The following is a 12,388-nucleotide window of genomic DNA, read 5'->3' as shown; positions in this document are numbered from 1 at the left end:
CCACCACATGGTGGCGATATGGGAATTTGACCGACTTGGCTAAACAGTTTAGCTTTAAGCTATGCTTATTAGCCACTTGGAGGCTGTCATGACTGCGTATCTGAACACCCCTGAGGGGACCATCGCCTACGAGCTGAGCGGCGAGGGTCCCCTCGTGGTCCTCACCCATGGCATGGGCGACAGTCGGCACTCCTACCGCTTTGTCGCCCCAGCCCTGGTGGCCGCCGGCTACCGGGTCGCCAACGTCGATATCCGCGGCTGCGGGGAATCCAGCACCGGATGGAAGGGCTACAGCCGCACCGACATCGCCGGTGACCTTGTCGCCCTCGTGCGTGCGCTCGGCGGCCCGGCGGTCATTGTGGGCCACTCGATCAGCGGGGGCGCGGCCACCATCGCTGCCGCCGCGGATCCCGGGCTGGTCGCCGGCGTCGTGGAACTTGCCCCTTTCACCCGCAGACAGTCGGTCAGCCTTGGCGGCCTGTTCCGCCGGAAGAACTACCGGACCGGCACGGTCCAGCTCGCCAAGGTCATGCTCAGCGGGAGCGTGAAGGCGTGGCTGGCCTATCTGGACCTGGCGGTCCCGGCCAAACCCGCCGACTGGGACCACGAGTCCGCCCGCATCCGGACCACCATGAGCCGGCCCGAGCGGATGGCGGTCCTGCGCGCCATGATGAAGACATCCCCGGCCGATGCCGGCGCCCGGCTGCCCGACGTCCGGCGGCCGGTCCTGATCGTCGAGGGCAGTGCCGACCCCGACTGGACCGACCCCCGCGCCGAAGGTGAACGTATCATCGCCGACCTTCCCGACGGCGTCGGCGAACTTGCCGTCATCGAAGGCGCCGGGCATTACCCGCACACCCAGACCCCGGACGAGCTGCTCGCCCTGCTGCTGCCGTTCCTGGGCAGGACGCTGACATCCACAACGGGCGTGGACCATGCCTAGGGCCGGATTGGATGCCGCGGCCGTCACCGAAGCCGGCGCCGCCCTCGCCGACGAGATTGGCTTTGCCCAGCTCAGCATGAGCCTCGTCGCCGAACGTCTCGGCGTGCGGACTCCCTCGCTGTATAAGCACATCGACGGGCTTGCCGACCTCACCCGCCGCATCTGCGTCCTCGCTGTCACTGAACTGAGCGAGGCAGTGCGTGATGCCACGCAAGGCAGGGCACGCAGGGATGCCCTCGAAGGGGCGGCCCAGGCGCTCCGCGGCTATGTGAAGCAACATCCCGGCCGCTACGCCGCGACCCTCGGGGTCCGGCCCACAGGCCCGGACGATCCCCTCGCCACGGCGCTGGAACGCGCACTCACCCCCCTTTCCGCCGTGCTGCTCGGCTACCGCCTTGATCCTAAGGAGGAAACCCACGCGGTGCGGATGCTGCGCAGCATGCTTCACGGTTTCGCAACACTCGAGATCTCGGACGGCTTCCAGATGCCCACCAGCGTCAACACCAGCTTCACCTGGATGATCGACTTCATTGACCAAGGTCTGAGGTCGGCAGCGGCTAATGCCGCTTTTGGGCGTGAGGCGTCCCCACAGAGCCCGCAGCTGTGATCGACAGCCGGGCGGCAGCATGAAAACCAGGCCTGCAGGACCCGGCACCCGGGCACCCGGCCACGGTCCCGTCGCCGGCGTCCTGCGCTTCACGGCCGAGCTCATCGCCTGGGTCGGCTCTGCCTGGGCGCTGTGGCCGCACTCGATTCCACTGGCCGTCGGAGCCGTGGTGCTGCTGATCGGACTTCCCGCCGTCTTCAGCACCCCGGGCGACCGCCCCGGCGGGGATGGGCCTGTCACCGTTCCTGGCGTCGTCACCATCCTCATCCTGATGACTCAGCTCTCGGCAGCAACGATGGCCGCCTGGACACTCTGGCCCGGATGGATCGCCGCCGCGGTGACTGTGCTGTGTTTTGTCGTGCCCATCACCGACCAGCCCCGCTGGCGCGCGCTCACCGGCACCACACACGGGTAACCACGAAGGTTGCAAGGCGTGTATGGCACCCACCTCGGTCGTGGCAGGGTCATGACAGGACCATGACGCCGTGCCTGCCTCAGGGCTCACGTCGCGGATCCCGGAGTTGTGGGCTGTGGAGACCGGCAATACAAGGGTGCGGCGAAGGAGATCCGGACGGAGAGGTGTACGCCAGGCTCTATCACGATGGCATCAACACCGCACGATCGAAGGTTCCGGCGGTCTTTCCCGTCACCAGCGGTCGGATAGAGGTCGCTACCAGCGCTCACGGACTCAGGCGTTGTCATTACGTGACGTACGACGGGACACAACGACAGCTCATTCCCGATCCCGCATCGGCTGAGGGGCGACGAGCACGCCTTGAACGAACCCATCCGGCGTTGAGCCGCACCATGGGCGCGGCGTCCGTCGTCGTGCTCCTCCTCGCCCTCGCGCTCGGCCTGCCCCAGATCATCGAGCAGCTCACATCGATCCCGCTGATAGCGGGGAGCGTCGGTACGCTGAACAGCCCCGTCCACCTGCCCCAGGGGGTGAACGTCGTACTGGTCGTGGCGGCGATCGCTGCCAGCACCGAACGCGCGCTGCGCCTGCGATACAGCCGGATCCTCGACGGCGGGATTCTCGACGGGGACGCCTGACGCGTTCCGGCCGGCGCGACGGCGAGTCAATCGTCACGCTGTTGAATGTCAGGGTTGCTGTTCGCTTGAGTCATGAGGCTGTGATTCTTTGCTCATCCCTCGGAGGAGGCCCTCGAGGTCCCGTTCGCCTTCGACAGTCTGGGCACCGCGCCCGAGGCTGTCGCCGATCAGGTGCCGGGCTGCAGGAAGCCCGAACAACGCACCCCACTCTGTTTCTTCCTGCTCGTAACCCCTGAGCGGTGTCATGGGAGCGAAAATCCGCTTGGCTGCGGCGAGTACCCCCTCGGGCAGGTTGGCGATGTTGTGGGCGAGCCGGTCGACAAACGCATCAAGATCATTGGCAGGGATAGCGCGGTTGATCCACCCATAGGACGCAGCGACATCCGCCTCGACAGCATCGCCAGTCAGAACGAGTTCCAGGGCGCGGTTCCGGCCGACTCGTTCAAGGAGGTACTGGGTGCCGCCTCCGGAGGGGATGATGCCCATCAATGCTTCGATCTGCCCGATGCGGGCGGTTTCGCGAGCTGCGAAAGTCATGTCGGCTGCGGCGATGAATTCGGCGCCGCCTCCGCGGGCGATGCCCTTGAGCTTGACCACCGTGACCTGTGGTTGCTGTCGGAGGAGCTCACCCACAGCCTGAAAGACATTAACTCCCTCCGGCGCCTTGGAGGCAAGCTGTCCCAGGATGTCCATCTGATCGCCGATGTTCATGTCGACGTGCGCGATGAAGAATTCCGGGTTCGCGCTGTCGAAGACGATCACTGCGACCGAATCATCCTCGCGGAGTGCCAGCATCAGGTCCCGAAATTCACGCATCATGACAACGCTGAGCGCGTTCACGGGCGGGTTGTTCAGGGTGATGTACAGGACACGACCGTCCTGCTCAGTCTGAAAGGTCGTGAAGTGGGCGGCGTTCGCTGTCAGCCTTGATTCGGCCACGCTGATCTCCTAGGTATTCAAAAGGCATGTCGGTTTACAATGCATACCTAGTCTTGGAGCTGATGTGAGGCTCGTCAAGAACGCACTTTAAGCATCCTAGGGATACAGGAACACACCGAATGCAGCGTTTCAGCAACATTGTGGACACCACCGCGGAGGTCTTCAGCCCTGACTGTGAGAGTCGCCCCATCCTCGATCAGATAGCCAACAAGTGGTCGATGATGTGCATGGCGGTACTCGACGAACCCAGGAGATACAACGAGATCAAACGACGGCTCGGAGGCGTCACGCAGCGTGTGCTGACGCAGACGCTCCGCAAATTGGAGCGTGACGGTCTCATCGAACGACGGGTGCTGCCGACCTCACCGGTGGGTGTCGAATACGCCATCACCCCTCTCGGGGAATCACTGCGCGAACCATTCGGGCAGCTCTACGACTGGACTGTGACCAACGCCCCGTCGATCCGCCGCAACCAGATCGCCTATGACCAGCGCAAAGAATCCGGCGCACCCTGACTCCTCCGCTGGAAGGCCCCGACCGAAACCGATCAATCTGCCGCACGGTTCCCACGAACCACTCTCCTGGCCCCCGCCCACCACGATGCCACGGGGACGGGTAGGCGAGTGGTGATCTACCGATACAGCGTACTAGTACACTGTGATAGCATGGATCGAGAGGTTGCCCAGCGTCGCCACGGCATCCTGCAGGGCCCAGTGCAATATCAGTGAGCACCAGGCATCCTCCCCTACTCCCGGGGTGGAACCTGTCGGTGCCGGGCATTCCAAGTTGACCCTGTGGTGTGAACACAGTTTCTAATGATCGGCGGGAATCGAAACGCCACGATTCCTCTCCGTTGCCGAAGACATGACGACCCGTCGTGCCCACGTATCCGAGGGCGACGATGTGACGGACGGACCTGCAGGTGGGGACACGCGGTGCTCAGGCGTGCAGAAAAAAATTTCACTTGTATATCGATTTGAAGGATTCTCATGATTGAAGCTCAGACCCTTACGAAGCGCTATGGCGCGAAGACGGCGGTGGATTCCATATCATTCACCGTCCAACCGGGGAAGGTGACCGGATTCCTGGGCCCGAACGGTGCGGGGAAGTCCACCACGATGCGCATGATCATGGGACTGGATAATCCCAGCGGCGGACAGGTGATTGTCAACGGCCGGCCCTACGCGAAGCACAAGGCTCCCCTGCACGAAGTCGGGGCGCTGCTCGATGCCAAGGCAGTCCACACCAAGCGCTCGGCGTATAACCACCTCCGGGCGATGGCGGCCACCCACGGCATCCCGAACTCCCGGGTCAACGAGGTCATCGAGCTCACCGGGCTCGGCGCGGTTGCGAAGAAGCGTGTGGGCGGGTTCTCCCTGGGCATGGGCCAGCGCCTGGGCATCGCGGTGGCCCTGCTGGGGGATCCCCAGACGGTGATTTTTGACGAGCCGGTCAACGGTCTCGATCCCGAGGGCGTGCAGTGGGTCCGCCACCTCGCCAGGGACCTGGCCGCCGAGGGCCGGACGGTGTTCCTGTCCTCGCACCTGATGTCCGAGATGGCCCTGACGGCCGATCACCTGATCGTGATCGGGCGTGGACGGATCATCGCCGACGCCCCGATCCAGGACATCATCGATGGTCAAAGCAAGGCCCGCGTCCGAGTCCGCGCAGACCGGCCGCAGGATCTGCTCGGCCCCCTCGTCGGCGACGGCGTCAGCTCACAGCTCCTGGAACCCGAACTGATCGAGATCACCGGCGTCAACCCGCGCCGGATCGCCGAGACCGCCCAGCGGACCGGCGTCCTGGTCTACGAACTGACCCCCCTGCAGCTGTCCCTTGAGGACGCCTACATGCAGCTCACCCAGGCCGAGGTCGAATACCAGTCACACAGCCTCTCCCCCACCGCCCCGGACAACACCCAGCTCACCATCCCCGTGGAAGGACGCCGACCATGAGCACACAGACAACCGCATCGCCCTCACCGACCAGGCACGCCCCCCAGCCCGGTTCGGGCATCACATTTTCCCGGGTGCTTCGATCCGAATGGATCAAGGTCACCACGGTCCGCTCGACCGTCGTCCTGATCGCCTCCACCGTCCTGGTCATGGTCGGTCTCGCCGCGCTGGCCGCCTTTTCAACCGCGCAGACAATGCCAGCAAGCGGCGACCCGGCCCTTGCTGCTGCTGCGCTCACCACGCCATCGTCCGGATTGATCTTCGGGCAACTGCTCATCGCCTCCCTGGCGGTGGTCCTGATCGCCTCCGAGTGGGCGACGGGAATGATCCGCTCCACCATGGTCGCGGTTCCCAGGCGCACCATGGCGCTGCTGGCGAAAACAGGCGTGGTCGCGGCCGTCGCCTTCCTCGTGGGCCTGCTCAGCGCCCTGGTGTCCTACCTGATCGTCCAGCCCATCCTTGAAGGCCAAAACCTTGATTTCGCCCTCACCGAAGACGGCGTCCTGGCGAGCATCATCAACACCGGGACCGTCCTGGCCCTCGTAACGGTCATCTCCATGTCCCTGGGAACCCTGCTGCGCTACACCGCCGGCGGCGTGGTCACCGCCGTCGGAATCTTCTTCGTCCTGCCGATCATCATGCAACTGCTGTCGGGCCTGGCCGCCTGGGTCCCCGACGCCGCACGTTTCCTGCCCGCGGAGGCAGGCAACAAAATGGTTGCCGTGACCGCGGCCGAGGGCGCCCTGACCCAACTCCAGGGCGGACTCGTCATGGGCGCCTGGGCCCTGGCATTCCTCGCCGCCGCCCTCATCGTCACCAAGAAGCGCGACGTCTAAGGGACCACCCCATCCCTGGCCCGTGTCTGGGCCCCAGAATCCTCGGTGAGGGCTCCACAGAGCGAACGCTGTGGGGCCCTCACCGAGTCTGCCGCACGCTCCCGGCACGCTGACCGCCCGAGGTGCCGGTTGCTGTGCGGCGGACCGAGACAGCACGGACCTAGGGGGCACTACCGGCCTCGCCGGCGTGTTGCCCGGTCGGAGCTCCCGCCGCTGCTGGCGCTTCATCGATGCGATCGGTTCCGAGCACCGCATCAACAGCGAGGTAAAGCGTGGCGGTTTCGGACTGCAGGAGCGACCCGCTCGAGGGCAGGGCCCGCTCGTACAAGAGTCCGTTGAGGACGGTGAGGAGAAACCGCGCCTTCGGTATGTGATCGGCCCGTTCGAGGGCGCCCTCATCGGCGAGGAGAGTGAGCCAGTAGGTGACGCGACGCAGAGATTCCCGCTCGATCCCCGCGTAGGCCGAGCGGAGTTCAGGGGTCTGTTCGGGCTTGATGAAGGTCGTATATACCGCTTCCCAGGCTTTGCGGGCTTCGGCTCCCACTCCGGAGGGAGCGAGGATCTGCCGAAGGCAGGCCACCAGACGATCCCGGGCGGACGACGCAGGATCGCGGATCGGGTCCTCGGGGAAAAAGTGGTCGTAGATCCGCGCCAGCAGGGCATCCTGAAGGGCCTCTTGGGTGGGGAAGTGGAACCTCAGCGATCCGACACTCACCCCGGCACGCGACGAGACCGCGCGCACGCTCAGGTTCGCCGCGGGGTTCTCGGCCATCATCGCTGCCGCGGCAGCAAGGACCTTTTCGCGTGAGCTGACGTTTCCGCCGTCGTGTGTCTCCATGTGTGCCTCCTGTCCCATGTTAGCGATACATCGTGCGAGCCAGCGCGTCCAATGTGCGCACCAAAGGATGAGCCACTGAATACCTATCAATAGATGCACAACACTCGACTATCACGCCGTACTAGTACGGCGTGATAGTGTGCCGTGACAGTCGCGTTTAGCGAGAACCCGGTGCTTCGTTGAAGCACTTTCGACCTGCGGTTCGGTGATGTCGGCCGACGCTATTTTGAGAGGAACACATGATGGTTCTACGGGTGGACGAGCTTCTCGTCGGGGATCCCGGCTCTGCTCCGAGCCGGAGGTTGCAGTTCAGTCACATGGGGGGATTCTTCCCCGGTCTGCCGTGCGCGGGTGCGGCGGGGTCGGTGGTCCTGTGAGCAGCGGCGCCTTCCCTCAGGACCGGCCACGCTCCCTGCAGGAGCAGAGCGGCAAGAAGGCCTCGGCCCCGATCCCCGCCCGGCCCTTTGGCGTGCATATCCGGATGCAGCGGTGGAAGTCCCTGATCATCTTCATCGCGGCGCCCGTGACCTTGCTCGTTGCGCAGATCCTGATTTTCCAGGTTGTGACACTGATCGAAGGTCCCACCGATCCGCTGAAACCGGTGCTTACTCCACTGACGATCCTCGCGGTCGGCCTGGGCACCGCCCTTGCCGGGCTGATCACCACAGCGCTCATGGCCCGGTTGGCACATATCCCATGGCGAAGCCTGTTCAGCCATAACCGGTCCTTCGACTGGCGCCGCCTGCGCCTTTATCTCCTCGGCGCAGCCGTGCTGGTCGCATTAGGCCTTTTCGTTATGAATCTGATCGCACCCGAGGCGACCGGCAGGGGTTCCGTAGAAATCGGGACCACCACCCTCCTCCTCCTTCTCGTGGCTCTGCTAGCGACACCGTTGCAGTCCGCAGGCGAAGAGGTGTTGTTCCGGGGAGCGGTCGTCCCGGCGGCCGGGGCCTGGTTCCGTGGGGTGCGCCCCACGATCGCTGTCGGCATTATCGTCTCGGGGGCCTTGTTTGCCCTGGTTCATGTGTCCGTGGAGCCGTGGTTTGTCAGTTATCTTTTTGTCTTCTCCGCCTGCACAGTGATCATGGGGCTCATCAGTGGAGGGCTTGAAGCGGCGATTGCGTTCCATGTCGCCAATAACGTCGTCGCAGGTATCGTCAACGCCGTGTTCTCCGACAATGGCACGACCGCGCTCGACCGGGGCGTTGATTCCGGTCCCGGGCCGGCCATGATCATTCTGATGCTCATGAACGTCGCAGTGGTGATCATGGTATGGCTGATGGAACGGGCGAAACGTTCCCCGGACCGATCCGACTCCCCTGCCGGCGGGTCAAACCAGGCCTCCCAATGACTGGACTGACTTCACGAGTGCCATGACCTTCAGCGATGGTCGCTCCGCCTTTATGAGCTAGGTCCACCGCGCTTCGGTGTTCCTCAGGCTTGGTGTCGTAGGGACGGGCTCGTAGGTCGGCAACGCGGACGCGGCATGCGCCGTCAGGGCTTCGGGTCAGGTTTCTAGCGGTCAATTGCCACCCATCAGAAGCCCTGGCCGTCCAGGGCTGCGAGGAAGACCTGCGGGTTCCAGTACTCGCGGTAGGTCGCGATCTCACCGGCGCGGAACGTCACGAAGGTCGCATAGCGCATTGCGTAGGGGTTGCCTGTCCTCACGACCGTTCCTGCCACGCTCCACTCCATGACAACGAGGTCGGGGTCGCCGGTCGTGTACATCGTCGTGGTGGGGAGCTCGCGGACGTCAATCGTCTCGGGGTAGCCACGCAGGTACTCGTAAAGCGCTGCCCGGCCCTCGATGACCGACGGGCTGCCTTCGGGTGCGAAGGGAAACTCGGCGACGACGTCCTCCGTGCACAAGTCGGTCCAGGCCTTCACGTCCTTCGACAGGAAGAGGTCGAGGCCGTGCTGCAAACGCTGCACGTTGGTCAGGTCATCGCTCATGACTTTTCTCCGCTCGGTCTTCTCTCCTACATGTGCTCGGAACGATACCGTTCCAAGCACATGTAGGAGGCAATATGTCGACCATGCGTACAGCGCGTGAAGTGGCACAGGAGTCACTACGGCTTCTCCTGACAAGGATATAAAGGGCTACACCACCCGCTGGTCCGACGACGGAGTTTTCCAGTTTCCCTTCGCCGCTCCGCGCCAGGAAAGGCCGGCTGTGGTCCTCAACGGCGATGCGGTGGCGCCGGCTCTCACGGGCAGAGCGGGCCGTGCGTCCAGGACACTGCGGGATGCGCTAAACAGCGGGGTGGGACCCGGCCGTGATGTGAGAAGTCGTCCACGGCATCGATCTCACCCACCCGACAATTTTGGCCTGGACAGTAGACCGGCCAACCGGCCCGCTGCGACCAACTGGGCTCGGCAAGCTCCGCGCGACCCTGTACCTGCTGGGCAGTGCCGGGTTCTGGCGGCGAATTGGCGGGGCTGGAAGAAATGGCGGCTCGGACTAGGATAGTTGACATGTCAAAATCATCTTCAGACCGCGCTCTCGAAGGCCTGGGCGCTGAGAGCAGTCGTCGCTCACCAACGGCAAGTGAACTGCGTGCTTGGCGGGTGTTCATGGAGACATCGGAGGCTGCGAAGCAGTCCGTCGCACTGCGCCTTCAGGAGGAGTCGGGTCTGTCCACGGGGGATTACGCCGTCATGGTCGCGCTGTACGACCAGCCCGGGCACGGCATGCGTTCGTCACAGCTTGCGGAAACCATCAGTTGGGAAAGAAGCCGGCTCTCTCATCATCTTGGCCGTATGGAGCGGCGCGGCCTGATCAGTCGGCAGGCCGCGGCTGATGATCACCGTGGGGCTGAAATTTTGTTGACTGCGGAGGGTGCGCATCTCTACAGAAAGGCATCGTCTCCGCATCTACACGCAATACGCGAGATATTTGTCACCCCCCTTAGCGCCGCGCAGCTGAGTCTCCTCGAAGACGCAATGCGCAGCCTCGCAGCGCACCTTGCGTCCCTGAGGTGACTTGGAATACAGGAACACTCACGGCACCGTAAAGGGGGCACCACCTAGCTTGGGTGATGCCCCCTTAATCACTGTCTGCGCCGGGTGGCTATGCCACCTTCAGCGCCTGCGCGTTCTCTGCCGCCCAGGTGCGGAAGTCCTTTAGGCCAGGAATGAACCGGCGAAGCCATTCCAGGTCTCGGGCGCCGGTGAACTCGGTGTCGAAGTCCCCGTAGTACTGGAACATGTTGCCCATCTCATCCGCACCGGGGAAGCCGAGTCCCCGGAAGGTGTCGTAGGGCACCGACTGATAACGCACGGGCTCGCCGAGGGCATCTCCGAGCTGGCTGGCGTACTCGGGGCCGGTGAGGTGATCCCCTGCGAGGCTGACAGTCTTGCCGATGTACTCCCCGCCAGCGGCGAAGATGGAGAACACAGCGCGGCCGATGTCCGCAACGTCGACCCCCGAAAGGAGCCGGCCTTCTTCGAAGGCAAGCGATAGCGTGAGGGCGCCATCGTCCTCTCTGCGAGGCGTAAAAACTTCAATAAAGTTCTGGAAGTAGAAGGTTGTGTTCAGGTAGGTCGTCGGCACTCCGGCTTCAGCAAAAAGCGCGTTGCCCTCGCCCTTGGCGTCGAAGTGCGGCACGTTGTAGTGATCCTGCAGCACCGGCATGCGCGGGTCATCGAGGGGAAGCAGTTTGCGGGTGTCCTCGAGGGTTGACCAGACGACATGCTCCACCTCGGCCGCTGCGGCTGCACGGGCGAGAACGGCAGTCTCCTCAAGCTCCCGGCGTGCGGAACCATGCGCCCAGAAGTTAGTTACCAGGAACGCCCCGTATGCGCCCGTGAGTGCTGCAACGACGCTCTGCTCATCCTCGAAGTCCGCGCGGACCACCTCCGCGCCAAGCTGGCGCAGGGCCTCCGCTGATGCAGAAGCGGTGTCACGGGTCAGGGCACGAACTGCGAAGCGCTTCTGCGGATCGGCCAGAAGTGCGCGGACGACCCCACCTCCCTGGGACCCGGTCGCTCCGGCCACTGCAATGATTTTCTGATCACTCATAATTCGCTACCCATCACTAGATTGTTGAGGTGCTGATCGAACCGCTAACTACTTGACATGTCAACCACAATGACGGGCGTTCTATTCCGGACCCTCATTGCGCATCCCAGGCCATTGACCAGGAGCATCAGCTACGCGCGGCCGGCGACAGCCTGGTCCGAACGCACCGCCTCAAGGGTGTTCTTCGGCACGCAGGGCACGCACGGCACGCACGGCACGCACGGCATCGTGACGATCGAGCCCAAACCCCTCGGCGATCTGCCCGAGCTGTTCAAGATCGGAGACGTTTCGGCCTTCGGTGAAGTAAGCGGCGAAGACTGCTTCCTCCGCTTCCAGTTGCTTGCCGTGCGTCTTGCTGTAGTGAATGAGCTGGTGGGCGCGTGAGGTGTTCATGAGCAGGGCGGTGTTGAAGTTCAGATCGAGGCCAGGACCCCGGCCCCTTTCGGTGATCCGCCCCAGCAGGGTCGCACCTGTGGGGCCATTGTGGCGAGGGCGATGTGTATTGCTACCGGGTGCATTCGCTGGTGACTGATCGGATCAGCCGTCGAGGCGGCGTCCCGCTCCGACCTGGCGGCCGCCATCCGGACCCCGCGTCAGTGGGCGTCCGTGGCCCGGCTGGTCCGCTGGCGGCTGGCATGCGCGCGGGCTTTCAATCGGTTCCCACACGTGGTCATCGAGCACCACCTACCGGTCCCCGGTCGACTGCGATCGATGAAGAACAGGTTGCAGTCGCTGTTCGCGCACGCCTTGAGCCGACCCGGCGTCGACTCAGCGGAGAGGGACCACGCCATGGCCGCACGTGCTGCGAGCCGTTTCGGCGGATCCGCCTCCAGCCGCCACTGGATACCTGCAGGAGAGGGCTCCGGCACGAGAGAGATGTCGGAGAGCAATTCGGTCAGGCGCACGGTCGCCCCTTCGGCCCCCCGAATGACGTCTTGAAGTACCTGCCTCATGAGCCGCAGGTGCTGCAGCTCGGCATCGGAGCCGATGCCGCCGAACCTCACCGCAAATTCTCCGGCTGCTCGCGCATCGAGCTCCTCCGTGATCCGGCCGCCCACGGCGGGGGCGCTGTTCAGCAAGGCCAGGAGAAGGTCTTCGTCCGGGCCCGCACTCTGCAAAGCCATCCTTACCCTTTCGCGTTGCTCACCTGTGAAGGGTGTCGACCTTCGTGCTAAATTTCCACTAACCAGTATAGG

15 protein-coding genes are annotated in these 12,388 nt (G+C 64.0%); 9 read left to right on the top strand and 6 right to left on the bottom strand.

Translation table 11 applies throughout. The features are described from left to right. Positions 1-88 precede the first annotated feature (88 nt). From AC4D14_RS00180 to AC4D14_RS00165, 4 genes are all read left to right on the top strand, one after another. A complete protein-coding gene (locus tag AC4D14_RS00180; RefSeq protein WP_490899553.1) occupies positions 89-943 on the top strand; it encodes an alpha/beta fold hydrolase in 855 nt (284 codons plus the stop codon). Continuing rightward, positions 936-1,550 (top strand): TetR-like C-terminal domain-containing protein, encoded by a 615-nt coding sequence (locus AC4D14_RS00175; protein ID WP_490899552.1) that lies wholly within the window; start codon positions 936-938, stop codon positions 1,548-1,550. The genes AC4D14_RS00180 and AC4D14_RS00175 overlap by 8 nt, the downstream gene beginning before the upstream one ends. Before the next feature lie 19 nt (positions 1,551-1,569). Next, positions 1,570-1,965 (top strand): hypothetical protein, encoded by a 396-nt coding sequence (locus tag AC4D14_RS00170; protein WP_490899551.1) that lies wholly within the window; start codon positions 1,570-1,572, stop codon positions 1,963-1,965. Between the two features lie 380 nt (positions 1,966-2,345). Further along, positions 2,346-2,603 carry a hypothetical protein gene (locus AC4D14_RS00165; protein WP_490899550.1) on the top strand — a complete coding sequence of 86 codons (258 nt, stop codon included), beginning with the start codon at positions 2,346-2,348 and terminating at the stop codon, positions 2,601-2,603. 48 nt (positions 2,604-2,651) lie between these two features. Here the strand turns inward: AC4D14_RS00165 and AC4D14_RS00160 are convergent, their stop codons facing one another. Then, positions 2,652-3,542, bottom strand: coding sequence for an enoyl-CoA hydratase/isomerase family protein (locus tag AC4D14_RS00160; protein ID WP_490899549.1), 891 nt, complete (start codon positions 3,540-3,542; stop codon positions 2,652-2,654). 119 nt (positions 3,543-3,661) lie between these two features. On the opposite strand from AC4D14_RS00160, the gene AC4D14_RS00155 reads away from it, so the two are divergent. From AC4D14_RS00155 to AC4D14_RS00145, 3 genes are all read left to right on the top strand, one after another. Further along, positions 3,662-4,057: a winged helix-turn-helix transcriptional regulator gene (locus AC4D14_RS00155; RefSeq protein ID WP_490899548.1), complete on the top strand. Its 396-nt coding sequence runs from the start codon at positions 3,662-3,664 to the stop codon at positions 4,055-4,057. A 474-nt stretch (positions 4,058-4,531) separates the two neighbouring features. Next, entirely contained in the window at positions 4,532-5,497 is a 966-nt protein-coding gene (locus tag AC4D14_RS00150) for an ABC transporter ATP-binding protein (RefSeq protein ID WP_490899547.1), read from the top strand. Then, on the top strand, positions 5,494-6,333 hold the full coding sequence (locus AC4D14_RS00145; protein WP_490899546.1) for an ABC transporter permease: 840 nt from the start codon (positions 5,494-5,496) through the stop codon (positions 6,331-6,333). The genes AC4D14_RS00150 and AC4D14_RS00145 overlap by 4 nt, the downstream gene beginning before the upstream one ends. A 160-nt stretch (positions 6,334-6,493) precedes the next feature. Here the strand turns inward: AC4D14_RS00145 and AC4D14_RS00140 are convergent, their stop codons facing one another. Next, positions 6,494-7,171: a TetR/AcrR family transcriptional regulator gene (locus tag AC4D14_RS00140; protein ID WP_490899545.1), complete on the bottom strand. Its 678-nt coding sequence runs from the start codon at positions 7,169-7,171 to the stop codon at positions 6,494-6,496. Positions 7,172-7,544: 373 nt separating this feature from the next. On the opposite strand from AC4D14_RS00140, the gene AC4D14_RS00135 reads away from it, so the two are divergent. Then, the gene (locus AC4D14_RS00135; RefSeq protein ID WP_490899544.1) at positions 7,545-8,522 is read left to right on the top strand and encodes a CPBP family intramembrane glutamic endopeptidase; all 978 of its coding nucleotides are present in this window, start codon (positions 7,545-7,547) and stop codon (positions 8,520-8,522) included. A gap of 185 nt (positions 8,523-8,707) precedes the next feature. On the opposite strand, the gene AC4D14_RS00130 is transcribed toward AC4D14_RS00135, so the two are convergent. Next, a complete protein-coding gene (locus AC4D14_RS00130) occupies positions 8,708-9,124 on the bottom strand; it encodes a nuclear transport factor 2 family protein (RefSeq protein WP_490899543.1) in 417 nt (138 codons plus the stop codon). Positions 9,125-9,646: 522 nt separating this feature from the next. Between AC4D14_RS00130 and AC4D14_RS00125 the strand changes: the two genes are divergently transcribed. Continuing rightward, positions 9,647-10,153, top strand: a complete 507-nt coding sequence (locus tag AC4D14_RS00125) for a MarR family winged helix-turn-helix transcriptional regulator (RefSeq protein WP_490899542.1) — start codon at positions 9,647-9,649, stop codon at positions 10,151-10,153. 88 nt (positions 10,154-10,241) lie between these two features. Here the strand turns inward: AC4D14_RS00125 and AC4D14_RS00120 are convergent, their stop codons facing one another. The 3 genes from AC4D14_RS00120 to AC4D14_RS00110 all read right to left on the bottom strand — a co-directional run bounded on the left by AC4D14_RS00120 (position 10,242) and on the right by AC4D14_RS00110 (position 12,316). Further along, the gene (locus AC4D14_RS00120; RefSeq protein WP_490899541.1) at positions 10,242-11,192 is read right to left on the bottom strand and encodes an NmrA/HSCARG family protein; all 951 of its coding nucleotides are present in this window, start codon (positions 11,190-11,192) and stop codon (positions 10,242-10,244) included. Positions 11,193-11,363: 171 nt separating this feature from the next. Beyond that, entirely contained in the window at positions 11,364-11,642 is a 279-nt protein-coding gene (locus AC4D14_RS00115; RefSeq protein WP_490900456.1) for a DsbA family oxidoreductase, read from the bottom strand. Between the two features lie 143 nt (positions 11,643-11,785). Further along, the gene (locus AC4D14_RS00110; RefSeq protein WP_490899540.1) at positions 11,786-12,316 is read right to left on the bottom strand and encodes a CGNR zinc finger domain-containing protein; all 531 of its coding nucleotides are present in this window, start codon (positions 12,314-12,316) and stop codon (positions 11,786-11,788) included. Between the last annotated feature and the right edge of the window lie 72 nt (positions 12,317-12,388).

Source organism: Arthrobacter sp. TJ-254 (genome assembly GCF_058269175.1).
Note: the sequence above shows the minus strand (reverse complement) of the source record. Positions and strands in the feature narration are given on the sequence as shown.

What these genes read in the sequence shown, in the direction of transcription:
- AC4D14_RS00175 (WP_490899552.1), top strand. Translation starts at nt 936, where the DNA reads ATGCCTAGGGCCGGATTGGATGCCGCGGCCGTCACCGAAGCCGGCGCC.
- AC4D14_RS00140 (WP_490899545.1), bottom strand. Translation starts at nt 7,171, where the DNA reads ATGGAGACACACGACGGCGGAAACGTCAGCTCACGCGAAAAGGTCCTT.
- AC4D14_RS00110 (WP_490899540.1), bottom strand. Translation starts at nt 12,316, where the DNA reads ATGGCTTTGCAGAGTGCGGGCCCGGACGAAGACCTTCTCCTGGCCTTG.
- AC4D14_RS00180 (WP_490899553.1), top strand. Translation starts at nt 89, where the DNA reads ATGACTGCGTATCTGAACACCCCTGAGGGGACCATCGCCTACGAGCTG.
- AC4D14_RS00150 (WP_490899547.1), top strand. Translation starts at nt 4,532, where the DNA reads ATGATTGAAGCTCAGACCCTTACGAAGCGCTATGGCGCGAAGACGGCG.
- AC4D14_RS00120 (WP_490899541.1), bottom strand. Translation starts at nt 11,192, where the DNA reads ATGAGTGATCAGAAAATCATTGCAGTGGCCGGAGCGACCGGGTCCCAG.
- AC4D14_RS00125 (WP_490899542.1), top strand. Translation starts at nt 9,647, where the DNA reads ATGTCAAAATCATCTTCAGACCGCGCTCTCGAAGGCCTGGGCGCTGAG.
- AC4D14_RS00145 (WP_490899546.1), top strand. Translation starts at nt 5,494, where the DNA reads ATGAGCACACAGACAACCGCATCGCCCTCACCGACCAGGCACGCCCCC.
- AC4D14_RS00155 (WP_490899548.1), top strand. Translation starts at nt 3,662, where the DNA reads ATGCAGCGTTTCAGCAACATTGTGGACACCACCGCGGAGGTCTTCAGC.
- AC4D14_RS00170 (WP_490899551.1), top strand. Translation starts at nt 1,570, where the DNA reads ATGAAAACCAGGCCTGCAGGACCCGGCACCCGGGCACCCGGCCACGGT.
- AC4D14_RS00130 (WP_490899543.1), bottom strand. Translation starts at nt 9,124, where the DNA reads ATGAGCGATGACCTGACCAACGTGCAGCGTTTGCAGCACGGCCTCGAC.